19 protein-coding genes are annotated in these 23,070 nt (G+C 74.8%); 4 read left to right on the top strand and 15 right to left on the bottom strand.

Translation table 11 applies throughout. The features are described from left to right. Positions 1–177: 177 nt before the first annotated feature. The 4 genes from NDAS_RS07305 to NDAS_RS07290 form a co-directional block, all read right to left on the bottom strand. Positions 178–933, bottom strand: a complete 756-nt coding sequence (locus NDAS_RS07305) for a CDP-alcohol phosphatidyltransferase family protein (RefSeq protein ID WP_013152506.1) — start codon at positions 931–933, stop codon at positions 178–180. Positions 934–1,197: 264 nt separating this feature from the next. Then, positions 1,198–2,589: a flavin monoamine oxidase family protein gene (locus NDAS_RS07300; RefSeq protein ID WP_013152505.1), complete on the bottom strand. Its 1,392-nt coding sequence runs from the start codon at positions 2,587–2,589 to the stop codon at positions 1,198–1,200. A 108-nt stretch (positions 2,590–2,697) separates the two neighbouring features. Further along, positions 2,698–3,573 carry a PRC and DUF2382 domain-containing protein gene (locus tag NDAS_RS07295; protein ID WP_013152504.1) on the bottom strand — a complete coding sequence of 292 codons (876 nt, stop codon included), beginning with the start codon at positions 3,571–3,573 and terminating at the stop codon, positions 2,698–2,700. A 190-nt stretch (positions 3,574–3,763) separates the two neighbouring features. Beyond that, complete coding sequence (locus tag NDAS_RS07290) at positions 3,764–4,372, bottom strand: DUF6309 family protein (protein WP_013152503.1); 609 nt, start codon at positions 4,370–4,372, stop codon at positions 3,764–3,766. Positions 4,373–4,699: 327 nt separating this feature from the next. On the opposite strand from NDAS_RS07290, the gene NDAS_RS07285 reads away from it, so the two are divergent. The 3 genes from NDAS_RS07285 to NDAS_RS07275 all read left to right on the top strand — a co-directional run bounded on the left by NDAS_RS07285 (position 4,700) and on the right by NDAS_RS07275 (position 7,304). Beyond that, the gene (locus NDAS_RS07285) at positions 4,700–5,257 is read left to right on the top strand and encodes a chorismate mutase (RefSeq protein ID WP_013152502.1); all 558 of its coding nucleotides are present in this window, start codon (positions 4,700–4,702) and stop codon (positions 5,255–5,257) included. A 349-nt stretch (positions 5,258–5,606) separates the two neighbouring features. Next, positions 5,607–6,956 carry a hypothetical protein gene (locus NDAS_RS27620; protein ID WP_013152501.1) on the top strand — a complete coding sequence of 450 codons (1,350 nt, stop codon included), beginning with the start codon at positions 5,607–5,609 and terminating at the stop codon, positions 6,954–6,956. Between the two features lie 9 nt (positions 6,957–6,965). Beyond that, positions 6,966–7,304, top strand: coding sequence for a hypothetical protein (locus tag NDAS_RS07275; protein WP_013152500.1), 339 nt, complete (start codon positions 6,966–6,968; stop codon positions 7,302–7,304). A gap of 120 nt (positions 7,305–7,424) precedes the next feature. Here the strand turns inward: NDAS_RS07275 and NDAS_RS07270 are convergent, their stop codons facing one another. Together NDAS_RS07270 and NDAS_RS07265 are read right to left on the bottom strand one after the other, a co-directional pair. Continuing rightward, positions 7,425–9,107, bottom strand: a complete 1,683-nt coding sequence (locus NDAS_RS07270; RefSeq protein WP_013152499.1) for an RICIN domain-containing protein — start codon at positions 9,105–9,107, stop codon at positions 7,425–7,427. A gap of 174 nt (positions 9,108–9,281) precedes the next feature. Further along, positions 9,282–9,527, bottom strand: a complete 246-nt coding sequence (locus NDAS_RS07265) for a hypothetical protein (RefSeq protein ID WP_041552517.1) — start codon at positions 9,525–9,527, stop codon at positions 9,282–9,284. 271 nt (positions 9,528–9,798) lie between these two features. Between NDAS_RS07265 and NDAS_RS07260 the strand changes: the two genes are divergently transcribed. Then, positions 9,799–10,017 carry a hypothetical protein gene (locus NDAS_RS07260; RefSeq protein WP_013152498.1) on the top strand — a complete coding sequence of 73 codons (219 nt, stop codon included), beginning with the start codon at positions 9,799–9,801 and terminating at the stop codon, positions 10,015–10,017. A 569-nt stretch (positions 10,018–10,586) separates the two neighbouring features. Here the strand turns inward: NDAS_RS07260 and NDAS_RS07250 are convergent. From NDAS_RS07250 to NDAS_RS07210, 9 genes are all read right to left on the bottom strand, one after another. After that, positions 10,587–11,060, bottom strand: coding sequence for an SRPBCC domain-containing protein (locus NDAS_RS07250; protein ID WP_013152497.1), 474 nt, complete (start codon positions 11,058–11,060; stop codon positions 10,587–10,589). 236 nt (positions 11,061–11,296) lie between these two features. Further along, on the bottom strand, positions 11,297–13,858 hold the full coding sequence (locus NDAS_RS07245) for an AMP-binding protein (RefSeq protein WP_013152496.1): 2,562 nt from the start codon (positions 13,856–13,858) through the stop codon (positions 11,297–11,299). Continuing rightward, positions 13,855–15,861 carry a CoA transferase gene (locus NDAS_RS07240; RefSeq protein WP_232051648.1) on the bottom strand — a complete coding sequence of 669 codons (2,007 nt, stop codon included), beginning with the start codon at positions 15,859–15,861 and terminating at the stop codon, positions 13,855–13,857. Before NDAS_RS07240 ends, NDAS_RS07245 begins: the two co-directional genes overlap by 4 nt. Beyond that, a complete protein-coding gene (locus NDAS_RS07235) occupies positions 15,858–17,537 on the bottom strand; it encodes a class I adenylate-forming enzyme family protein (protein WP_013152494.1) in 1,680 nt (559 codons plus the stop codon). The genes NDAS_RS07240 and NDAS_RS07235 overlap by 4 nt, the downstream gene beginning before the upstream one ends. Further along, positions 17,534–18,904 carry a protoporphyrinogen/coproporphyrinogen oxidase gene (locus NDAS_RS07230; protein WP_013152493.1) on the bottom strand — a complete coding sequence of 457 codons (1,371 nt, stop codon included), beginning with the start codon at positions 18,902–18,904 and terminating at the stop codon, positions 17,534–17,536. The genes NDAS_RS07235 and NDAS_RS07230 overlap by 4 nt, the downstream gene beginning before the upstream one ends. Next, positions 18,901–19,887, bottom strand: a complete 987-nt coding sequence (locus NDAS_RS07225; protein ID WP_013152492.1) for a UbiA family prenyltransferase — start codon at positions 19,885–19,887, stop codon at positions 18,901–18,903. The genes NDAS_RS07230 and NDAS_RS07225 overlap by 4 nt, the downstream gene beginning before the upstream one ends. Beyond that, positions 19,884–21,035, bottom strand: coding sequence for a DegT/DnrJ/EryC1/StrS family aminotransferase (locus NDAS_RS07220; RefSeq protein WP_013152491.1), 1,152 nt, complete (start codon positions 21,033–21,035; stop codon positions 19,884–19,886). Before NDAS_RS07220 ends, NDAS_RS07225 begins: the two co-directional genes overlap by 4 nt. Beyond that, on the bottom strand, positions 21,032–22,237 hold the full coding sequence (locus NDAS_RS07215) for a DegT/DnrJ/EryC1/StrS family aminotransferase (protein ID WP_049800294.1): 1,206 nt from the start codon (positions 22,235–22,237) through the stop codon (positions 21,032–21,034). Before NDAS_RS07215 ends, NDAS_RS07220 begins: the two co-directional genes overlap by 4 nt. A gap of 74 nt (positions 22,238–22,311) precedes the next feature. Next, positions 22,312–22,836 carry an EF-hand domain-containing protein gene (locus NDAS_RS07210; protein WP_013152489.1) on the bottom strand — a complete coding sequence of 175 codons (525 nt, stop codon included), beginning with the start codon at positions 22,834–22,836 and terminating at the stop codon, positions 22,312–22,314. Positions 22,837–23,070: the final 234 nt, after the last annotated feature.

Raw genomic sequence — 23,070 nt, 5'->3', positions numbered from 1 at the left:
TGGTGTCTGCGGCCTGGCTCATCGCCGGTACCTCCGTACCGCTGGGCCGCCGGTGCGCGCCGCGGGGGGATGGTGTTCGGAGCGCACGCCGTTGCGGGCGGCGGGACATGTTCTCATGCGGAGACGACACTCCCTCTCGATCCGACAGGACTCGTGGTGAGCCGGTCCGCGTGCGGATCAGGGGCCGGTCCGTCCCTGGTCCGGGCGGATCGGTCGGTCCGCGCCCTCGGCGGCCGCGCCGGGGTCGCCGTCAGCGGTCGCCGGTGCGGCTGGACCGGGTCGGTCCTGGGCGTGACCGCGCACGGGGTCGCTGTCGCCCACGGCCCTGGGGCCGCCGGTGCGATCAGCGCCTTCGTCGCGGCGGGTCTGGGCCATCAGGCGCAGTCCCTGTACGGCGTAGAGCAGTCCGGCCCACCAGTACAGAGCAGTTCCCCAGAGTGCGAAGGCCCAACCTATAATCCTCGCCACATCTGCGGCGATCGTGGCGTAACCAGCGAGGAACAGCAGCGGGAACGAGTACAGCAGGCACAGCGTGGCGGCCTTGCCCGCGAAGTTGACCGGCAGGGGTCCGTAGCCGAAGTGGCGCAGGAGCGGCAGGGCGCCCAGGATGAGGACGTCGCGCAGCACGAGGATGCCCATGAGCCACCAGGGCACGATGCCGCGGATGACCAGGCCGAGCAGGGCCGCGAAGATGTAGAGCCGGTCCGCGAGGGGGTCGAGCACGGTTCCCAGGCGCGAGGTCTGGTTCCAGGCGCGGGCGATCTTGCCGTCGAGCCAGTCGCTCAGGCCCGCCAGGGCCAGCACGAGCAGGGCCCACCAGTCGGCTTGGGGCACCAGCACGAGCCACAGGAACAGGGGCACGCCCAACAGTCGGAGCATGCTCAGTAGGTTGGGAACCGTCCAGACGCGGTCACTGACCGCCGGGCTGACCACATCGCCCCCCGCCGTGTGTCTGCCTTCTTGCGCGGATCGCCCCATGGCGCCAACGATAACGGGCGGGAGGGTCGTTTCCCGCCATCGTGGGTCCACCGGCCCTGGTCGGAGGACGGCCGCACCCCGATCGTACCGTGTACGCTTTGCGGCCTTCCCGGACGCGGCCCCTCACCACCGTCCAACGCGGGGCGGCCCGGCGGGGTTCCCGGTCCGCTGCTCCGGCCCCGGCCCCACCGGTCCACCCGGGGTCGCGCGGTGGCGGGCTCACAGCTCCAGGATGCGCTCGGCCTCCCTGCGGCCCGAGAGCAGGGCGCCGTGCACGGTGGCCGTGTGCTCGGTCTCGGTCGCCTCTCCCCCGAAGAACAGCCGTTCGCCGACCGGCTCGCCCAACGCCACCCTGTCCTCGTCCCCCGACCCCACGGCGGTGAAGGAGAAGCTGCCCCGGGCGAACGGGTCGTCCATCCAGTGGGTGAGGTGGTGGCCGACGGGTTCGGGCACCTTGCGGAACAGGCCGCGCAGCGAGTCCAGCGCGTGCCCGACCACGTCGGCCTCGTCCTTCTCCTCCAGGAACCGGGCCGCGTTGCCGCCGTTGCGGCAGACCAGGATCGGCGCCCCCATGACCCGCTGTCCCGCGTACCAGTGGAACCAGGTTCCCTCCTCGGTCCCCAGGTGCACCAGGACCTCGGCGTCGCCCCAGAAGACCTCCTCGAAGCGCAGGAACAGCTTCTCCAGGCGGCCGCTGCCCAGGCGTCGGACGGCTCCGGTCTTGTCCTCGGGCAGCGCCGGGTCGAAGTCGACCCCTCCTGCCTTGAGCACGCCCAGGGGCAGTGTCACCAGGACCCGGTCGGCGGTCAGGGTCTCCTCCCCCTCGGGCGTGTCCACGCGGACGCCCGCGCCGTCCCCGTCGTGGAAGACCGACCGCACCACGTGCTCCAGGCGCACGTCCAGCCCCCGGGCCAGGTGGTCGGTGACCTGGGCCATGCCGTCCGGGAAGACGACGTCGTCACCGCTGAACTCGTGCAGGGCCGCCACCGCGGTGAAGGCGACCTCGTCGGCGTCGGCGCCGTGGTCGCCCTCCACGAGGCGGTGCACGATCTCGTTGGCGTCGCGGGCCCTGGCCCGCACCAGGTTGGCGTCGTAGAGGGCCTGCTTGATGCCCTCCTCCATCGACTCCTGCGGTGTGGCCCCGACGTTGTCCCAGTACATGTGCTCGTGCAGGAGGTTGACGTCCTCCATGTTGCGGCGGTGGCGGTCGAAGAGCAGCCTGCGGCCCTTGGGGTCGTAGGCGGTCTCGGTGGAGCGGTTGAACACGGTCGTGCGGACGCCGATCTCGCGGACCAGGCGCGCGAAGGGGTTGTTCTCCTCGCCGCGTATCCAGGAGGCGCCCACGTCCAGGGTGGCCGACGTGCCGTCCCACTCGCGCAGGGAGTGGACGCGCCCGCCCAGGCGGTCGCGGGCCTCCACGACGGTGACGCGCTCACCCTCCTCGGCGAGCCGGTCGGCGGCGGCCAGCCCGGCGACGCCCGCGCCCACCACGATGGTGTGCCCGCGCCCGGGTCCGGCCTCGCGCCCGCGCGGCGGGGACACCGTCTCCTGCTCCCTCTCCTCGCCCCCGTCCTCGGTGGTCTCCTCGCTGACGTCCCCCGGCTCAGTCATGTACCTCCCCCTCCGTGTGGGCGCGCGACAGCGGTGCGCACGCGTCGTCCCCGGACCGCGTGTCCGGGGACGACTCCGGCCCTGGCCGGGCCCGGCCGTGCGGCCGGGTCAGGCGTTGGCGGGCGGCTCCCCCTCGTCGTCCTCCAGCTCGACCCGCTCGCGGCGGCGCTGGCCCTGGACGTGCTCGTCGCGGGTCACGTCGCGCTTGCGGACGTGGATCTCCTCGACGGGGACCTGCTCCTTGGAGACGACCGGGCGCTCCTCGTAGAGCGTGAAGGTCTCCTCGTCCTCGCCCATCTCCCGGGGCTCGCGCACCGCGGAGGGGTCGTCCACCGGGCGGCGCTCGACCTGGAGCTCGTCGTGGTGCAGCGGGACCGTCTCGTCGAACTGCTCGGTCTCGACGTACTTGTGCATGCGGGCGTGCCCGGCCTCACGCCGCTCCACGCCGATGTCCACGCGCTCCTCCGAACGCGTCATCGAGATGTCGTCGCGCTCGTCCGCCCTCGCGGGGTCGCGGTCGCGCATGCCGGCGTCGCGGTCACGCATGGCGGCGTCGCCGGCCACGCCCCCCGCCGCTCCTCCGGCGGCGCCCCCGGCCACGTCCTCCCGGCCGGTGGTCTGCGGCCCGGGGCCGCGGCCCATCGCGGTCTCCTCACCCCGCATCGGGGGGCCGCCGTGCTGCGCGTAGTACTGGCGGACCGTCTGCTCCTCCTCGGGAGAGATGTGCCGGTCGGCGTCAATGTGCGGGGCGTCCTTGACGACGGACTTGTCGTAGGGGACCCGGATGTCCTCCTCCACGGGCTGGGAGCCCTGGAGCGGGACGAGGGTCTCGTGCCTGCCGAACAGGCCGGTGTGCACGGACACCCAGCTCGGCTGGTCGGTGTTGTCGTCGAGGTAGACCTGGTTGATCTTGCCGACGTTGTGGCCCTCCCGATCGAGGACGTGGTGCCCGATCAGGTCTGCGGGTGTGCGATCGCGTGCCACGATGTCCCCCTAGTGGTTCGCGTGGTCGAGGGGCGGGTGCCCCAACGCTGTCCGCCCACCCCCTACCCGCCGTGAGCTGCGCGGACTAACGGCTCACCCAAGCCGCTACCGAGTCCGGGGCGAGTGTTGGCGCTTCCTTTGCCCCGGGCGGCCGCGCGTTGACGGCGTCGGGAGGCTCGACCCCTCGGGGTCAAGCCTCCTTGGTGTCGGCGGTGGCCTCGGCTGGGGCCGTCGCGGAGGGACGGGCCGCGGAGGGGGCGTCCGGGTCGCGGAGGTCGGGCAGGGGCCCGGCCAGATAGGCCTCGAGGAGGGGCCGCGAGGGGAGCCGGTCCGCCAGCGCCCAGGCGAGCATGCGGTGCAGGCCGTCCAGGTGGGTCACCGCGTCCGTGCGTTCGAGCCGCTCGTAGAAGGGGTGGTCGAGGGCGCGCGAACTCAGGAACAGCGGTGCGCGGGCCGCGCCGGTGTGCCAGTCCAGCTTGCCCCAGCACACCGGGTTGCTGGCGGGGTACTCCCGGCCCCAGTCGGTGAGCGTGCCCAGGGTCTCGGCGACGGTCGCCCCGGCCGGGGGGACGAGTTCGCGCTCCCCGTACTCGCCCGTGTGCCAGGGCAGGAGCACGGACAGGACGTCCTCGCGGTCCAGGGCGACCCGGTGCCACCTCCCGCCGAGCTGGCGGGTGGCCAGGGTCAGGGCGCTCTCGGCGTACGTGTTGGTGGCACGGGAGACCTCGTCCTCCAACGGGTGGGTGGCGCGGAAGCGCCGGATGACGGTGTCGGGGGTGACGGGTTCGAGGATCTGCACGGGTTCGGTCCTCAGGTCGGTCCGCCGGGTGGCGGGCGGTCACGGGGGCGACGGTCGTGGAGGTTGTGCGGCCGCGGGGGGCTGGACGGTCACGGGGGGCGGCGGTCGCGGGGGTTCAGGGACCACGGCGGCGACGGCGGTCCTGCGACGCGGGAGCCGCCGCGGCCCGTGATCGCGGCGGTTACCGCTGCCCGAAGGATAGACGGCCACGGCGCGTCGGGAAAGGGAACGCGCATCCCCTGCCACCACCCTTCGCACGCGCTTCGACACGCAGGGCTAGGATACGGGGGTCCCGCCGCTCCCGCCGTCGCCCCGAGGTCCTCGTCCATGCGCACCGCAGCCACCCTCGCCGCCGCCGTCGCGGCCCTGCTCCTGGTCTCCCCCACCGCCGCCGCGTCCGCCCCGCCGAACGGCCTGGAGGCGGTCGTGCTCCTGGCCGCCGACCGGCTCGACACCGCTCCGCTGGTGGCCGCGGCCAAGTGGCACACCGGCGACCCCGTCGAGTCCCCCGAGCGCGAGGCGCGGGTCCTGGCCGCCGTCGAGCGGCGGGCCTATGAACTCGGCGCGGACCCGGCGTCCGCCGTCGCGGTCACGCGCGACCAGATGGAGGCCAACAAGGTGGTCCAGCGCGGCCTGCACGCCCAGTGGTACGCACAGGCCGACCGGCGGCCCGAGCACGCGCCGGACCTGGCCGGAGTGCGCGCCGAACTGGACCGGATCACCCCCGCGCTGGTGGAGGAGCTGGCCGCGGCCGAGGAGGAGCGCACCGCCCCCGGCTGCGCGGCGCGGCTCGCGCGGAGCACGGACGAGACCGCGGCCGCGCGCGGACTCGACCGGTTGGCCTCGGCCGCCCTGTCCGGCGCGCTGGAGTCGGTCTGCGTCTGAGCCGGTGACCCGCGACCGGGCACGGCGGGCACTGGCGGGGCCGGACCTCTCCCGGGCGGGCGGCCCGGAGGCCGGGAGGCGCGGGGCGGAGGACGTGAGCAGACGGCCCGGACGCCAGGAGACAGCCAGGAGACATGGGACGGGCGGGTCACCGCTCTGAGCGGAGCGGCGCCGTCGAAGGCTTCGCTCGGCCGACCCCTCGCCCTGGTGGGGGTTCGTGGGCGGAGACGCCGTACCGGCGGACCGGCCGCCGCGTTCCGCGGCCCGGGAGGAGGGTCTGTCGGGAGCGTCCGCTAGAACGGGAACCCCTGCCCCCGGCACCAGTGTTCCCGACAGGAGAGGCCGCCCCATGAGTCACAGCCCCGGACGCCCCGAGGACCTGCCCCGCCCGGAGGTGCTGTGGGCCCGCGCCGGGGCGCTGGCCGCGCTGATGGCGGGGTTGGAGGACGACCTCGGGATCCTCTCCCTGGAGGACGGGGTACTGCGCTACCACGACGGCGGCAGCAGCGACTGGTACCTGGCCTGGTGCGGCGGTGACGGCCGGGCCGTGATCGTCGGCTACGACCGCGACACCAGCGACAGCACGGACAACGGCAAGCGCCCCGTCGACCTGTTCGCCGAGGCGCCCGACTGGCTGCCCTGGGAGTGGATCGCGGCCCACGAGGCGCGCACGAACGTCGGGTTCGCCTACTGGTGGGACGGGCGGGCGTGGGCGCGCGGCCCCTACCCCGACGACTGGGAGGGCGACGGGCTGCGCCTGGACCGGTACGCGTCGGTGGAGGCGGCCGTGGACGCGGTCGTCGGGCTGCTCTTCGAGGGGTTCGCTCCCGAGGACGAGCACGGGGAGGCGCTGCTCCCGGAGCCGGGCGCCGCCCTCATGAGGCGCGCGCGGGAGGGCACGGTGGACGCGGACTCGCTCGCGGCGGTGCTGAGCGTCCTCGACACCCAGTACACGGACGAGGACGACGAATACGAGGCCCCCGGGTGGGACGCCGGGGCCGCGCTGGCGGCGGCCGAGCGGCTCGGGCTGACCCCGGGGTCGCGCCTCCCCTTCCTCCCCCTCGGCGAGGCCGGGCCCGAACGCCCCGCGCGCCCGGTCATCAGTGAGAGGACGCGGTCGCTGCTGCTGTGGGACGCGCTCCGCCGGGAGCCGGAACGGGACCGGCCCCCGGTCCCCGAGACCGGCGAGCTTCTCCGTGTCCTGGAACGGGTACGCGCGCTGGGTCTGGCCGAGGGCGGCGAGGCCGTCGTGGAGTACACCTTCGCGGGGGAACGGAGGGTCCTCGACGCGTCCGGCGAGGAGTTCAAGGACTACGACACGGACCTGATGGACGGCCTCGACGCCCTGCGCGCGGCCGAGGACGTCCGGGGACGCGGCCGGTGGCTGTACCTGCGACTGGCCGTGTCGGAGGAGGGGTACGACGCCCGGCGACGCTACGACCGCTGGCCGGAGGAGGCTCACGAACACCTCGTCGGCTACCTGCCGGAGACGGCGTACCGGCTGAACGGGGAGGGCGCCCTGCGGGCTCCGGAGTGGCGGCCCGCGTGGGCGGAGCTGGTGGAGGACGAGACCCTCGTGCGCCCGCCCGCCCCGACGCCGTCCGAACGGCCGAGCCGACCGGTGGCCGTCCTGGACGAGGAGGGGCAGCGTGAGCTGCTGGAGAGGATCGCGGGGTTCCTGCCGAGGCCGGAGGGCTGACGGGAGGCCGTGCTGGACGCCCGGTTCCTGGTCGGCTACGAACGGCTGCGGGTGAGGGTGGTCCTGGAGGACGGGACCGTGCGCGAGGGGCGCGGGCACTACCGGCTCCCCGACCTGGTGCGGAACCTGCGGGCGGGCATGTACCGGCCGGACCGGGGCGCCTGGTTCGGCCTCCGGTACACCGTGGACCTGGACGGAAGCCGGGTGGAGGCCGACCACGACTCCGAGCCCGCCTTCGACATGGCCCCGCTGGACTTCGACTACGCCCTGGACCAGGCGTACTACCCGCGTTCGGGGGAGCACGTCCCCGCCTGGCTGGCGGAGCGCCTGGCCGCCGCGCGCGGCTGAGTGCCGGGCGGGGCCGGGCGCTCCGGGGCGGGCGACGCCGGGGCCCCAGGGGGTCGGGCCCCGGCGTCACGCGTGGTCAGGGCGCGTTCCGGCCGTGGTCAGCGTGTGGTCGAGGTGTGGTCAGCAGGTCTGGTCGCTGCTGCTCTGGAAGGTGACGTTGCGGACGGTCAGGTTCACCGAGCACGGGTTCTCGACCAGTGAGGTGTTGGCCAGCGTCAGGTTCTGGAACGTGACGTTCGAGGTGTTGGCGAACTCCGAGCGGGCCGCGATCCGGACGCTGCCCGGACCGGCGATCGTGCCCCCGGAGAAGGTGACGTTGTGGCAGTTCTCGACCAGCACCGCGTTGTTGCCGGTCTGGGCGATGTCCACGCGGTCGATGACCGCGCCGCCGCTCTCGGAGACGCAGAAGACCCCCCGGCCGCCGCCGCGGGCCCGGACCTCGCCGACCCGGATGTTGGTCGGGTAGTCGCTGCCGATCCGCCCGTTGCGGTTGGCCATGCGGAAGGCCGCGTAGCCGGTTCCGGTCCCGGCGCCCTCGGCGTCCACCCGGTCCACCGTGGCGTTGACGGTGTTGTTGAGCAGCAGGCCCGAGTAGCCGGTGTCGCGGGCCGTGACGGTGCCGATGTCCAGGCCGTCCACGCTGTAGGTCTCCACGCCGTGGTTGTCGGTGCCCGACACGTACACGTCGTTGATGCTGATGTCGCGCGTGGTGCGGTTGGCGTCGCTGCCCCGGCTGTCGATGCGCATGCCCAGGCCGCTGGACAGGCGCAGGTCGATCTGGCCGAAGTGGACGTTCTGCGAGCCGCGCACGAAGACGCCGAAGTACGGCGAGCCGGTCACGGACAGGTGGGGGACGGAGACGTTCTGGGCGTTGCGGATCCGGACGGCGGCGTGGTCGGCGCCCACCGACCCGGACACGTGGATGGTGCCGCAGACCTCCAGTGAGGTGTGGCTGGGCAGGTCGAGCGAGGTGTTGGCGGGCATGGAACCGGATCCGCGCACCACCACGCGCTGCTGGGAGGTGCGGCCGGAGTCGAGGCTGCCGACGGCCGCGCGCATGGCGGCGAGCATGTCGCCGCCGGTGTAGACGGTGCTGCCGCCGTTGCGGGCGGTCCAGGTGGAGCCGTTCCGCACCGCTTCGGCGTGGTGGGAGCCGCTGCCGCAGTCGCCGTCTCCCCCACCGCCGGTGTCGTCCACGCGGACCAGGTCCCAGACCTGGTTGGCTCCGCCGAGGGAGTCGTACTGCGACAGGCGGTCGCCCGGGGTGGTGCTCCACTCCCAGACCTCCAGGGCCTTGCCGCTGAGGCGGTTGATCAGCTGGACGCCGCCGCCGGTGTCCACGGGGCGCCACTGCTGGTTGGCGTTGCCGAGATCGGTGAACTGGCGGATCTCGGCGCCGTTGGCGGTGGAGTGCTCCCAGACGTCGACGGCCTTACCGCTGTGGCGGTTGACGAGGCGGTAGTAGCCGTCGCCGGAGGGGACGAAGCGGAACTGCTGCCAGGGGCGGTCGGTGCGTTCCCACTGGATGATCCGCGCGCCGTCCTGGGTTCCGGCGCTCTCGACGTCGGCGACCAGGCCGCTGTGCTGGTTGCGCAGGACGTAGTAGGCGCCGGTGTCGATGTCGGCGGCCCGGGCGGGGGTGACGGCGGCGGCGGAGAGGCCGCTCGCGCAGAGGACGACGGCCAGGGCGGAGTACAGGAGCCGCCGCAGGCGCGACAGGCGCGAGAGCTGTCTGCGGGAGGGCGGGGAGGACGGCGGAGCGGTCCGGGGCGCGCCGGGGGGAAGCGGGGGGTTGATGGGCACTGCTGCTCCTCTGTGCGAACTCCGGACGGCGGTGTCCGGAAGGAGTGGGGGGTGGGGAGCGCTCCCATTGCACCGGAAGCTAACACGAAAAACGTTTTTACGGTAGCCGTGCGACTACGGTCGGGAAGGGACCGGGTTCCGGAGGGTGGAGGGGCGGGGAATCTGCGCGGTCCTCTACGCGCACCAGGCGACCTGCACTGAAACGAGGTCGGGGAGAAGCCGTGCGTCACGAAGCCCCGGAAGCAGGCTCGCGGCGCTGCTCCACCACGGCTGGACGGTCTTCGACCAGCACACCCGCCAGTACTGGGCCGCGCACACCGGCCGCATGCGGCTGGTCTGCGCCGACACCCCCGAGGAGCTGATCCGCTCGGTCGCCGCCGTCACGGCAGCACCGGGCACCTCCCCTTCCGCGGGTTCCAACGGAACTCCTGACTCTCAGCGGTGCCGCTACCGACAACCGGTCGCGGCGCCCCGCCCGCCACACCGCTGCGAAGGAGCGGAGAACAACCATGAACCCCGCAGAGCTGTACACGCTCGTGTCGGACGAGACACCAGTGAAGGAAGTGGAGCAGGCACGGAGAAGGGGTCAGGACCACACGGACCGGAAACGGCCAGAACCCCTGTGGCGCAAGGCCTGCGTGCTAGTTTCGGCGTCCCCTGAAGGCCCCTCGCAAAGCCTGAACGGAGATCCATGGAACTGGAACTGCTCGCCAAGGACCCCGCCTCCGGGGGCAAGGGCTGCCCCTCCGTCTACCTCAGCGACACCGGAGAGTTCGTCGTCCAGGGCCCCGCTCTGGCACCGGAGGACTGGGCGAAGGTGGAGAATCCCCTGCCCGGGGAAAACGCGGTCCGCATCTCCCCCGAGGTCGTTCTCGCCGCCGTCGAACTCCACCGCCAAAGACAGGGCTGACCGCCTTCGGTGCCGGGTTCCGCAGCATCTGGGGAACCCGGCGCCGTCGTCTCCTGGCAGGAGCGGTACCGACCTCCCCGGTTTCCCGTGGATCGGCCGAGCGGCTGCTCGACCGGCCGGACGCGGCGCTGAGCGAACTGGCTGCCGAGGATTCACGTCTGGACGCCCTCTCCGAGGAGGACGAGTTGAGTGATCTGCGCGCCGTGATGACGGCTTCCTATCGGGCCCTGGACGACGACACCGCCCGCTTCTTCCGGCGTCTGGGCCTGCACCCGGGGCCGGAGTTCTCCTGCGGGGCCGCCGCCGCGCTCACCGGCGCCCCGCAGGCGGAGGCCCGAAGGCTCCTGGACCGCCTGACCCGCGCGAACCTCGTGGAGCGCCCGCGCGAGGACCACTACCGCCTGCACGACCTGGTTCGCCTGTACGCGGTCGAGCGGGTCCGCGCCGAGGAGGGACCGGAGGCGGCGGGCGAGGCCGTCGGACGGGTGGCCCGGTGGTACAGCACGCCGATGCCTGGCAGGGCGGTCCGGTCCCGGGCGGACGTCTCCGTCCGGGACCGGGTCGCCGGGTCAGCGCTCCACGTGGGCCGCGAGGTTGGCCAGGGACGAGGCCAGGGCCTCCTCGTGGACGGCGTGGTCGATGCCCCGGGGCACGTCGGCGGCCTCGACGGTGACCAGGGTTCCCTCCGGGTCCGCGGTGAGGGTCCAGGTCATCGTCATCGTCCCGGCGAAGTCGGGGTCCGGGGACTCGAAGTCGATCCGCTGCACGACCCGCTCCCCGGGCACCAGCTCGGCGAAGGCGACCTCGGTGACGTCCTCCGTCGCCGAGGTCTTGCCGTGCCCCGCCCCCGGGTCGAGGTAGGTCAGCACCATGCGGAAGCCGCCCCCTGGCCACGGCTCGAAGCGGTCGATCCGGCCGGTCATGCCCTCCGGCGGCAGCCAGGCCGCGAGGGCGTCCGGCTCGGTCATCGCCGCGTAGACCGCCGCCGCGGAGGCGCGGACGGTCCTGCTCCCCCGGTCGGTACGCGGTGGTCTCGATGCCATGGTCGCCCTCCTCGAACACTGCTGTGCGTGTACGCGGGCAACCTAGCCGACACCGCCGACAGACCGGGCGCGCCCCGCCCGGCCCCACCGTGCCCGGCATCCGACTCTTGGGGCGCGCCGGTGGCGGACGCCCGCCGGGGTTCCCCGCCTCCGGCCCCGCCCCCGGTCCCGCTGGGGGGTGAGGACCGGGCACCGGGCGCGGCGGCTCATCCCAGGCGCGACCGGCCGACCGGCGGTTATCGGAGGGGGCGGCGGCCCTGGACCGAGTAGATCGCGCAGGAGCTGGCCCGGAAGGACGGGTCCGCCAGGAGCGCGCGCACCTCGGCGAGCCGCTCGTCGGTCATCCCCTCGTCCACGAAGGCGTCACGCAGGTGGCGGGTGTGGTGAGCGATCAGGTGCACGCCGGGGGAGTCGGCGTTCCACAGCTCCAGCCGGGGCTGGGGGTCGATGTCCACCAGACCCGCGCCCCGCATCGCCTCGGCGGCGTTGCGCCCCCAGGCCGGGTCGGCTCCGGCGCGGATCATCAGCCTGGTCTTGGCCTCCTGGAACTCCTCGTAGAGCTTCTGGGACTCGGCGTCGGGCATGAGGAGCGCCGGGCCGTAGGTGATGTCGAACTCGTCGAGCTGGAGCACGCCGCCGGGCTTGAGCGCGCGCACCAGGCGGTCCAGGACCGCGATCCGCTCCGGGATGTGCAGCAGCACCAGCCGGGAGTGGATGAGGTCGAAGGCGGCCTCGGGCAGCGGGTCGCGGACCACGTCGTGGCGGATGACCTCCAGGCCCTCTGCGGCGGGGACGCGCTCGGGCTTGATGTCGGTGGCCAGCACGCTTCCGCCCGGGGCGACCCGGTCGGCCAGCCAGAGCGCGACGCTGCCGCCCCCGGCACCCACCTCCAGGCAGTTCCACCCCGGCCCGACACCGGTCTGTTCCAGGCGTTCGGTGGTCATGGGGTCGTAGGCGGCGGCCAGGAAGCGGTGCTGGTCGAAGGCGTGCTCGCTGTGGTTGTCGAAGACGTAGCGCTGGTCCTCGGCGGCGTCGGTCACGGGTGTCTCCCTCGGCGTCGGTCGGGTCGTCGGGGCTGGGCAGGTCGGTCGGGTCGTCGGGGCCGGTCCGGCTGGTCGGGCTACGGGGTCCGGCGGGGCCGAACCGCCGTCCGCCGCCGCCCGGCTCGGCGGGCGGTGCGCGCCGACGGTCTCGGCGGCGACGCGGGCGAGGGTGGCCGTGCACACCTTCCCGGTCGGGCCGAGCGGCAGTTCGGGCAGCACGACCACGTGTTCGGGCAGCGAGCGGACGTCCAGGCCGCGTTCGTCGCGCAGGAAGGCGATGAGCTCGCTCGGGGAGGGCGCGGCGGCCCCCTCGGCGGGGGACACGCAGGCGCACATGCGCTCGCCCAGGTCGGGGTCGGGCACGGGCACGCAGTGGGCCTCCGCGAGGGCGGGGTGGGCGCCGAGTTCGCGCTCCACCTCGGCCGGGAAGATGTTGACGCCGCCCCGGATCACCGTCCGGCGCAGGCGGTCCACCACCCGCAGCGCGCCGTCGGGGTCCAGACGGCCCAGGTCACCGGTGCGCACCCACCCGCCCGGGGCCCGCCGCTCGGCGTCCAGTTCGGGCGCGGCGACGTGGCACAGCGGTGTCATCGGACCCAGGGCCCAGATCTCGCCGGTCTCCCCCCGCGGAACCGGGCGTCCCCGCGGGTCGCGGATGCTCACCTCGGCCACGTCGGGGGCGGGATGCCCGGCCAGGCCCGGTTCCCACGCCTCGGGGCGGCGGGCGGTGTGGCAGTTGACCCCGTCGGTGGAACCGTAGACGTTGATCACGGGCCTCCCGAAGCGGGCGGCGCAGGAGTCGCGGACCTCCCGGTGCAGCGGGGCGCCGCTGGCCACCACCGCGCGCAGGGACGAGGTGTCGGCCCGCTCGGGCAGCGCGGCGATCCGCCGCAGCATGGTGGGCACGCCGATCAGGTGGGTGGGGCGATGCCGCTCGATCGCGCACAGCGCGGCGGCCGGGTCGAAGCGGGGCAGGACCACCAGGGTCGCGCCGAGCCCGGCCAGGGTCACCGGCACCCCGCAGGAGCCGAAGGAGGAGGCCAGCGACACCAGGACCAGGTTGCGCATGGGGCCGGGTCCGCTGTGCAGCGCCGCCACGTAGTTGGCCCGGCCGCCCGCCATGGCGTTGTGGCTGTAGGCGACCATGCCGGGTTCGCCCTCCGAGCCGGAGGAGACCAGGACGCGGGCCGGGGACTCGGGGTCGGGCCGGGCGGGACGCCAGCCCCGGACCGTCCCGGCGTCGGGCCGGTCCAGGCTGAGCGTCCCGGGGCGGGCCGGGCCGAACGCCCACGTCCGGCGCAGGGTCGGCGGCGGGTCGGCGCGGCGGATCCGTTCGGCCCGCTCCGGGGTGGTGACGAGGTCCGCGGCACGGGAGCGGTCCAGCAGACTGCGCACGTCGGCCGGGGAGCGGCCGTCGGGGACGGGCAGCGCGACCGCGCCGACGGCGGCGACGGCGAGTTCGGCCACGACGGCCTCACGCCCGTTGGGCAGCAGGACACCGACGATGTCGCGCTCCCCCGTCCCCCCGGCGGCCAGCGCGGCGGCGGCGCGGCGCACGGCGGCGTCCAGCCCGGCGTAGTCGAGCGTGCCGCGGTCGTCGATGACGGCGTCGCGTCCGGGGTGGGCGAGCGCGTGCTCGTGGAAGAGGGAGTACAGGTCCCGGCCCGGGCACCAGCCGCGCGCGGTCCACCGCGCGCGCAGGGCGGCCGGGACCAGGTCGCGCAGTTCCAGGCCGTTGGACGAGGTCCAGGTCATCGGTTCTCCGCAGGCGTGTGAGTGGCCACGGCGCCGCCCGGAGACGTTGACGGTGTGGCGTGTGGGATCTCTTGGCCGGTGATCCTGCTGTTGGTGCCACCGCTGGCGCCACGGCGGGCGCCGACGGTGCCACCGGAAGCAGGATCGTTCCGGACGGGCGCGCCCCGGCGTGCGGCAGCGTCACGTAGCCGCGTCTCGGCGCTCGGGGCGTCGGCGGCGGGTGCGAAACTCCACGGGGCCCGGACGCAGGACGCGCCGCCGACCGTGTCGAAGGCCGCCGCGAACGCCGGTTCGTCGGCCATCGCCGCCAGGTCCTCCACGAGGACGGGGCCGCTCCGACCACCGGGCGCCGAGCCGCTCCTTTCGGTGGGCGCGGTGCCGCGTCCGGCGCGGCGCAGCAGCCGGGCCGCGTCCGACAGGGCGGTCCGGGCGCGAACCCCGGCGCCGGTGCGGGCGCGCAGCAGCAGCGCGGCCACGGCCCCTTCGGCAGCGAGGATTCCGCCGAGCACGTCGGTGAGGGTGAGCAGGGACGGCGCGGGCTCCTGCCCGGGTCCGGCCAGGAGGTCGGCCACCCCGCCGTGCGCCTGGACCAGGTAGTCGGTGGCCAGCGCGCCGGGTTCGGGGGCCCGACCGCCCCACCCGTCTGCGTGCACGTGGACCAGGCCTGGGGCGGGGTCGGCGAGGTCGTCGGGGCCCAGGCCGAACCCCTCGGCACGGCCGGGCGGCCAGTTGTAGAGCAGGACGTCGGCCGTGGCGGCCAGGTCGCGGGCGGTCCGGCGCCCGGCTTCGGTCTTGAGGTCGGCCTCGACCGCGCCCTTGCCCCGGTTCAGGGCCAGGAACCGGGCGGAGCGGTCACCCGCCATCGGCGCCACCCCGCGCATGGGGTCGCCGCCCGGGGGCTCGATCCGCACGACCTCGGCGCCGAGCATGGCGAGCAGCAGCCCGGCGAGCGGGCCCTGCACGCGGTTGGTGGCCTCCACCACGCGCAGCCCGGCCAGGGGCGCGGCGGCGTCGGGGCCGAGCGGTGCCAGCGGGGCGGCGGGGGCGCCGGTGGCGTCCCGCGCGCGCAGCCGCCACTCCGAGGCCGGGTCGGGCTCCTCTGCCTCCCGGGCGTCGCGGACGAGGGCCAGGCTCATGCCCGTGTCGCGGGCGGCCAGGCGGACCCGGGCGAGGTCCGCGGCCGCGATCGCGGCGGGAAGTTCGGGCGGCAGCGGGCACACCGCGGTGGCGAAGCGCCGCTGGAAGGGCGGCCACCCGGCGGCGATCGCGGACGGGGCGGCTCCCAGGTCGGTCCAGAACCGCAGCCAGACCTCGGCGTCCAGGGTCTCGATCTCGAAGCGCGCTCCGTCAACCGAGCGGAACGGCGGGGCGGTTCCGGCACCGGGCGTCACTCCTGTCCCACTGGAAAGAGTCGGGCCCGCCGAAGCCCTCTGGTCCGGGGCCGTGGCCGCGGCGACGTAGGGACCCGCCGCGAGCAGGGCGGCCTGGGCCGCGGAGACCGACGCCGACAGCGCCGGACCGCCGCGCGCCAGGGCCAGCGCGCAGGCCGCCACCGCCTGCGCGGCCAGCACCCCCGCGCACACCGACGCGTAGTCCACCCCCAGGAACCGGGGTGCCCCGCGGGCCCGGCCGTGCAGGTGCGCCAGCCCGCAGGCGGCCTGGACGTCGCGCTCCCCCGCCAGGGGCGCCGCGACCGGCCCGGACCAGCCGATGGCGCAGCCGACCGGTACCGGTAGCACCCGGGTTCCCTCTCCGCCGGATCCGTCTTCGCCCAGGCCCGCGCCGGAACCGCTCCCGCCCGGACCCCACTCACCGGGGACGGCCACCAGACCGATCCACCCGGCCGGTGCCTGCGGGGGCAGGGGCCCCACGACCCGGGAGACCGCGCAGCCGAGCGCCTCCAGGCGCGCCGCAGCGATCCGCAGCGCGACCGAGTCGCCCACCGCCCGCGCGGCGGCCCCGGCCAGCGGGAGCACGGTCGCGCCCACCGGTGCGGCGGTCACGTCCACTTCCCCGTTCCGCAGGTGTCGGGGCGCAGGCCCAACTGGTCGCGCAGCACGGAGCGGCGGACCTTGCCGGTGCCGGTGCGCGGCAGCTCGTCCCAGGTCAGCACCACCGGGTCGGCGAGTTCGGGCAGGTCGGCGACGGCGCCGCGCCAGGCCACGGTGTCCAGACCCCCGCTCTCGGTGGCCACCACCGGCACCGGGGGCCCGTCCGGAACGCTCAGGACGACGCACTCCAGCACCTCGGGCAGGCGGTCGTCCACGACGTCCTCCACCTCCAGGCAGCCGCCCTCGCGCAGGGCGTCCACCTCGCGGTCCACCAACCGCAGCGCGCCGGTGCGGCTGAGGACGCCGATGTCGCCGGTGTTCCACCACGCGCCCACCAGCTTGGACCGCCACCGGCCCTCCTCGCCGACGTAGCCCAGGCACAGGGCCTCGGTGCGGCAGAAGACCAGACCGGGTGTACCGGCCGGGACGGGGCGCATGGTGCGCGGATCGACCGTGCGCAGCTTGGTGCGGGTGGGGATGGGGCGGCCCAGGTGGCGGGTGGTCGGGTGGCGCTCGTTCGCCGCGACCAGTGCCCGCCGGGTGAGGAACCGGAAGGTCAGCGGCCCGGTCTCGCTCTGGCCCCAGCCCTGCATCCACACCGGGCGCCGGTGGCCGGTGGCGCCCAGGAAGGCGCGCACGGTCGGCGGGTGCACGGCGTCGAAGGTGCTGACGTAGAGACGCACCCGGTCGAACGGGGCGTCCTGCCGCTCCGCCTGGTTCTGCCAGCGCGCGAAGACCGCGGGCGCGGCCTCCAGGGTGGTGGGCCGGTGCCGCTCCAGCAGCGGCCCGGCCTCGGCCCAGGAGGCGCCGGTGACGACGGACAGCGCGGCCGGGGACAGCCACAGCACGCTGGCGGTCCAGGCGAGCGCGCGCCCGTGCGCGAAGGAGTACGCGCCCGTCACCGTGTCGTCGCGGCGGCTGCTCAGCACGGGCCAGCGGTGCGCCTCGAACCCGGCCAGGCGGCGCATGATCGTGCGGGTGGAGTGCGGGACCAGTTTGGGCACGCCCGTGGTGCCGGAGGTGTGCATGATCGCCAGGGGCGCGTCCAGGTGCGGCCTGCGCGGCGGCGGGGCGTCGGTGCCGCGCACGTCGTCCAGGTGCAGGACGCTCCCGGCCGGGCCCCCTCCCCCGAGGGGAACCCCGTCCCCGACCGGCGTTCCGTTCCCGCCCGGACCCGTGGCCCCCGCCGGGCCGTCGACGACCAGGGTGCGGGTCGCGTGCACGGCGGGGTCGGCCCCCGCCTCCCGGGACGCCGCGAGCAGGGCGGTGTCGGTGACCAGCAGCGCCGGGTCCAGCCGTTTGAGCAGGACCTCCAGCGCGTCCGGTTCCAGGTGCGCCGACAGCGAGGCGGGCACCGCGCCCAGCCGGGCGGCGGCGCAGTTGAGCAGTACGTAGTCCCAGTGGTTGCGCTTGGCGATCGCGACGCGGTCGCCGGGCCGCACACCGGCCGCGGCGAGCCATCCGGCCGCCTCGCGCACCAGTTCGGCCACCCGGGGCACGTCCAGCTCGGTGCCCAGGCCGGGGGCGATGTCCAGCGGCCTGCTCAGGTGCACGGCGGTCGTGGAGCCGCGCGCGACCAGGTCGTCGAAGAGGGTGCCCAGGTGCAGGGGTTTGGTGAACAGCGTCATCGTCGTCGGTCCTCACTGGGGGTGGGAACGGGGGTCGGGGCCGTCGAGGCGAGGAAGGCCAGGACCCGCGCGGCGGCCGTGGTCGCGGAGGAGACCGCGCCCTCGCTGCACGGGCGCAGTGAGATCCAGTCCCCGGCGTAGTCCACGGCCGCGGGCGGGCGGACGGCGAAGGCGGAGCGCTCGCGCAGGGCGCGCGGCCCCGCGGCGGGCAGGCCGTGGCGGAAGCGGTGCACGCGGACGGCCTCGACGCGTCGGGACAGGCCGGGCAGCAGGGGTTCGGCGCGGTCGGTGAGCCGCTCCGCCACCACCGCGTCGGAGGCGTCGAGGAGTTCGGCGGCGCCGCGCGGGGAGGCCACCAGGGAGACCAGGCCCCGTCCGGGCGGCACCCGGCCCGGGTGCTTGTTGTGGTCGGCGGTGACCACGTTGAGCAGCGGGTCCTCCAGGGCGGGCACCAGGGTGGCGAAGCCGCCGCGCGCCCCGGCCGGTTCCATCGGGCGGTCCAGGACCAGGGAGACGCGGAGCATGGGCGCGTACTCGCAGGCCTCCAGGTAGGCGCGCTCGACGCCGGACGCGCCGGGGTGGATCCCGGCCGCGACCGGGGCTGGCACGGCCAGCACGGCCGCACGGGCGGTGACCGTGCCAGCCGGGGACTCCAGCCTGACCCCGTCGGGGCCCGCGGACACAGCGGTCACCGGGTGGCCGGTGACCACGTCGAGCCGGTCGGCCAGGATCCGCGCGAGGGTGTCCATGCCGTCGCGGTAGGTGCGCCAGCGGGCGCTGCTGCCCGCGGAGACCAGGTGCGCGGCGAAGGGGGCGGCGGCCGTGTGCTCGGGGTCCCAGCCGAAGAACCCGGCGGCCAGGGCGCCGAGCAGCCGGTAGCGCAGCTCCGGATGGTAGGGGCGGAGCAGTTCGGCGAGGGTGCGCGCGCCCAGCGGGGAGCGCTCGGGGTGTTCGGGGTCCGGGCCGAGGCGGGCCAGCTGGATCTGGAGGCGCAGCAGGTCGGCCCGCGCGCGGGGGGACAGCCCGGCGCCGGTGAGCAGGCCCAGGGGGCGGCCCACGTGCGGTCGGACCCGGCCCTCGCGCCAGGACGCCAGGGCGCCGCGGATGCGGGGCACCGCGCCGCGGTCGGCGTCCAGACCGACCTCGCGGATCAGCCGCCAGGTGGCCGGGTAGGCCTTGGCCGGGGGCAGCATCTCCGCGCCGGTGTCGATGAGGCAGCCGTGCTCGCGCAGGGTGCGCATGCGTCCGCCCACGGCCTCGTCGGCCTCCAGGACGCGGACCGAGCGGCCCGCGCGGGCCAGCGCGTGCGCGGTGGCCAGTCCGGCGGGGCCCGCTCCGACCACGGCGACGTCGAGCCCCTGGCTCATACGGCGCCTCCCAGGAGCACGGGGGCCAGCAGGTGGGCGCCGATGAGCAGGACCACGGTGACCCGGTGGGTGTGGATGGCCAGGCGGCGGGCGCGCAGGATGTCACCCCGGACGAACCCGATGAACAGCTGGGCCACCCGCATCAGGAAGACGGGGGCCAGGACGAGCGGGAACCACCACGGGGAGATCCCGGCCAGGGTGGAGCCGCTGATGAGCAGGCTCTCGGCCGCGGTCGCCGCGATGATGAAGGCGGTGTTGAGGCGCCTGGGCACCAGAGCGGCCACGGTGATCCGCCCGGCGGCGCGGTCGCCCGCGGCGTCGTTGGTGTTGGAGTACAGGCCGAAGAGCATCGGGCCGAAGCCGAACAGCAGGGCCTGCACCACGACGAAGCCGTTCAGCTCCCCGGTGAGCAGACCGTAGGGCACCAGGACCCAGCCCACGCCCAGACCGATGAGGAAGACCTCCTGGAAGCCCCGGTAGCTGATCTTGAGGCCCCAGGAGTACTGGACCGAGGCGACCACGCACAGGACGGCCAGGGCCACCGCCCAGGCGGGCCAGTGCGGGGCGACCAGGACGACCAGACCCCAGAGCAGGGCGCTCGCCGCGGTCGCCGCCCAGGCGAAGCGCAGGGCCTGCGGTTCGGTGAGCGTCCCGGCGACGAGGGGTTTGCGGGCCAGCCGGCGGCGGGCCGCGTCCGAGCCGTAGTTGGCCGCGTCGCTGCCGTCGCGGTAACCGGTGACGTCGTCGAAGGCGACCATGGCGGCCACCACGGCCACCTCGGCGAGCAGGATGAGCAGGAGCAGCCCCAGCGTGCCCGGCTCCCAGCGCAGCGCGGGCGCGAGCATGGCCAGTACCAGGGGCAGGCCGATGTAGTAGTCGTAGATGTCGAGCTTGGCCAGCCGGGCGTAGGCGGCCGGGGTGCCCCGGGGCGGCGCGGCTGCGGGCGCCGGTCCGGCGGGGGGCGCGGCGGTGTGGTCGGTCATCTTGCTCTTCCAGAATGGTCGGCGAACGCGCACACGGTGTCGGCGATGTGCTCCACCTGGGCGTCGTCCAGGTGCGGGTACAGCGGCAGGGAGATGTTGCGCCGGGCCGCCGACTCCGCGTTGGGCCAGCGGGCCCCGGCCCGGGCGTACGGGGCGAACGCGGGCTGGGCGGGCAGGGCGCGCGGGTAGTACACGTGGGTGTCGATCCCGTGCGCGGACAGGTGGACGCGCAGGTCGTCGCGCTGCTCGGCCAGGAGCGTGTAGACGTAGTGGCAGCGCCCGTCGCCGCCCGTGGGCGGCGCAGTGATCCCGGCTCCGGCCAGTCGTGCGAACCGGCTGGAGTAGTAGGTGGAGATCTCGGCCCGGCGGGCGAGCCGGTCCTCCAGCCCGCCCAGCCGGTGCAGCTGGAACTCGGCCATCACCTCGTCGAATCGGCTGTTGAGGCCGATCCGGTGGTGCAGGAAGCGGTGCGTGCCGTCCTGGCCGTGGTTGCGCAGCATCCGCACGCGCACGGCGAGTTCGGCGTCCGAGGTGACCACCACGCCGCCCTCGCCGGGCATGCCGAAGGTCTTGACCTGGACGAAGGAGTAGACCCCCGCGTCGCCCCACAGCCCGGCGGGGCGGCCGCCGAGGGTTCCGCCCTGGGCCAGCGCGGAGTCCTCGACCAGGCGCAGCCCGTACTGGTCGGCCAGGTCCCGGAACCGTGGCATGGCGGCCATCATCGAGAACAGGTGCGCGGGCATGACCGCGCGGGTGCGCGCGGTGAGGGCGGTCTCGGCGGCGTCCGGGTCCAGGGTCAGGGAGACCGGGTCGATGTCGGCGAAGACCGGGCGCGCGCCGCGTTCGACGACGGTGCTGGCCAGCGGCGCGCAGCCGAAGGCCGGTACCACCACCTCGTCGCCGGGGCCGATCTCCATGGCGGCCAGGACCAGGGTGAGCGCGGAGGTGCCGCTGGAGCAGGCGACGACGTCGGCGGCGGCGAGGCGGTCGCGCAGTTGGCGTTCGAGGCGGGCGGTGCGCTCGCCGAGGATGAACTTCTGCGCGCCGCCGGTGCCGGTGGCGTGGACGGCCTCCAGCAGGGCGTCGCGGTCGGCGTCGAACAGGTCGGGGGCGAAGAAGGGGATGCGGTGCCCGGTCGCCGTGGTCATCCGTGCCTCCGAAGGCAGAAGTCCTCGATCTCCTCGCAGACCCGGTCCGCCTGGGCGTCGGTCAGGTCGGGGTAGAGCGGTAGGGCCACCGCCCCCTCGCAGGCCGCCTCGGCGCGCGGGAAGTCGCCGGGCGCGTGTCCCAGGTGGGTGAAGCAGGGTTGCAGGTGCAGCGGGATCGGGTAGTAGGTCTCGGTGCCGATCCCGGCCTCGGCCAGGTGGGCGACCAGGGCGTCGCGGTCGTCGGCCTCGACCAGGTGGACGTAGACGACCCGGTTGCCGCCGGGGTGGGGCGGAACGGCGCCGGGCACGGCGCGTATCCCGGGCAGGTCGCGCAGGCGGGCGTCGTAGCGCGCGGACAGCTCGGCGCGGCGGGCGATGTCGGCGTCGAGGCGGGAGAGCTTGGCCAGCAGCACGGCGGCCTGGAGGTCGTCCATCTTGCTGTTGCAGCCCGCGACGACCGTCGGGTTGGCGATGCCGGGGAAGTCGTCCAGGGTGCGTCCGGAGCGGCCGTGGTGGCGCAGCGCCCGCGCGGTCTCGGCGACGGCGTCGTCGTCGGTGAGCAGCGCGCCCGCGTCGCCGATGGCGCCGAGGGTCTTGGAGGGGAAGAAGGACAGCACGCCGCCGGTGCCCAGCAGCCCGGCGTGCACGCCGCGCAGCCGCATGCCGATGGCCTCGGCGCTGTCCTCCAGCACGGTCAGGCCGCGGCGCCGGGCGACCTCGCGCACGCCCTCCATGTCGGCCAGGCGGTCGAACAGGTGGACCGGCATGACCATCCGGGTGCGGGAGGTGGCCACCGCGTCCACCGAGGCCGGGTCGATGCCGTACCCGTGCTCCTCGATGTCGGCGAAGACCGGGACGCCTCCGGCGAGGACGACGGAGCTGGCGGTGGCGACGAAGGAGTAGGCGGGGACGATCACCTCGTCGCCGGGGCGCAGCCCGGCGGCGCGCAGCAGGATGACGAGGGCGTCGGTTCCGGAGTTGACGCCGACCACGTGCCGGGCGCCGGTCCAGCGGGCCAGGGCGTCCTCGAACTCGGCGACCATGGCCCCGTGCGAGAACTTGCCCCGGTCCATGACCCGCAGGCAGTTGTCCCGGATGCGCGGCCACAGTTCCGCGAAGCTCCGGGACTGGTCGAAGAAGGGGACGGGGAGGCGTGTTCTGCCGGGGGGCGCCGCCTCGGGGGGTTCGAGCGTTCTCTTCAACTTCTCCACGTTTCTACGCTGCGGGAGGGGGGCGGTCGGCGGCCGGGGCGGCGGGCCTCGGCCTGGTCGGGGGCTCAGCCGCCGAGGAGGGGGATGTCGTTGCGGCCGAGGTGGTAGTCGCGGACCGCGTCGACCAGCTCGGAGGCGGAGAGCGTGCCGCTGCCGTCGGTGTCGAGTTCGTCGAAGACGCGGTCGGAGTCCCGCGCGCTGACGCCGACGGCGTCGAGCCACCGGCGCATCTCGCTCCGGCTGATCTCGCCGTCGCCGTCGGTGTCGAGCACGTCCATGGTGGCCTGGAGCGTGGGCCGGGCGACCTCGGCGAAGCCGTCCTCGCTGCCGACCATCTCGCGCCCGGCGACCTCCATGAACTGGTCGCGGTCCATCCGGTCGGTGCCCGCGGCCGCCGCCAGGCGGTCGAACATGCCCAGGTAGGCGGCCTTGAGCGCGTCGCCCCGGGGGGTGCCCTCGGCGCCGAGCCGCGAGATGATGCCGTCGGCCTCGGCCGCGAGGTCCGAGCGCTCGATCACCCCGTTGCCGTCGACGTCCCAGAGGCGGAAACGCTCCTCAAGGCGGCTGGTGGTCTTGGTGGCGGTCGTCACGGGCTTTCCCTCACTTCTTCCGTGGGACAACAGAAGCACGACTTCATACCTGCATTCGAAAAGGGCACCCGAAACCGGAATCCGAACGTTTTCCACGCCGAATAAAGCCCTTCCCGCGCGCCTCGGGAAAGACGGAACGGGAGGGCCGGTGCACTTCGCTTTCCCGTGTTCTCGCACCGCGGAGGGGAGAGGGGCGGGAAATGGTCCCGGCCGCGGCGGTCGGCCGCGGCCTGG

Origin of the sequence: Nocardiopsis dassonvillei subsp. dassonvillei DSM 43111 (genome assembly GCF_000092985.1) — a bacterium.
Classification (GTDB): domain Bacteria; phylum Actinomycetota; class Actinomycetes; order Streptosporangiales; family Streptosporangiaceae; genus Nocardiopsis; species Nocardiopsis dassonvillei.
This window is presented reverse-complemented; position numbering and strand designations above follow the sequence as displayed.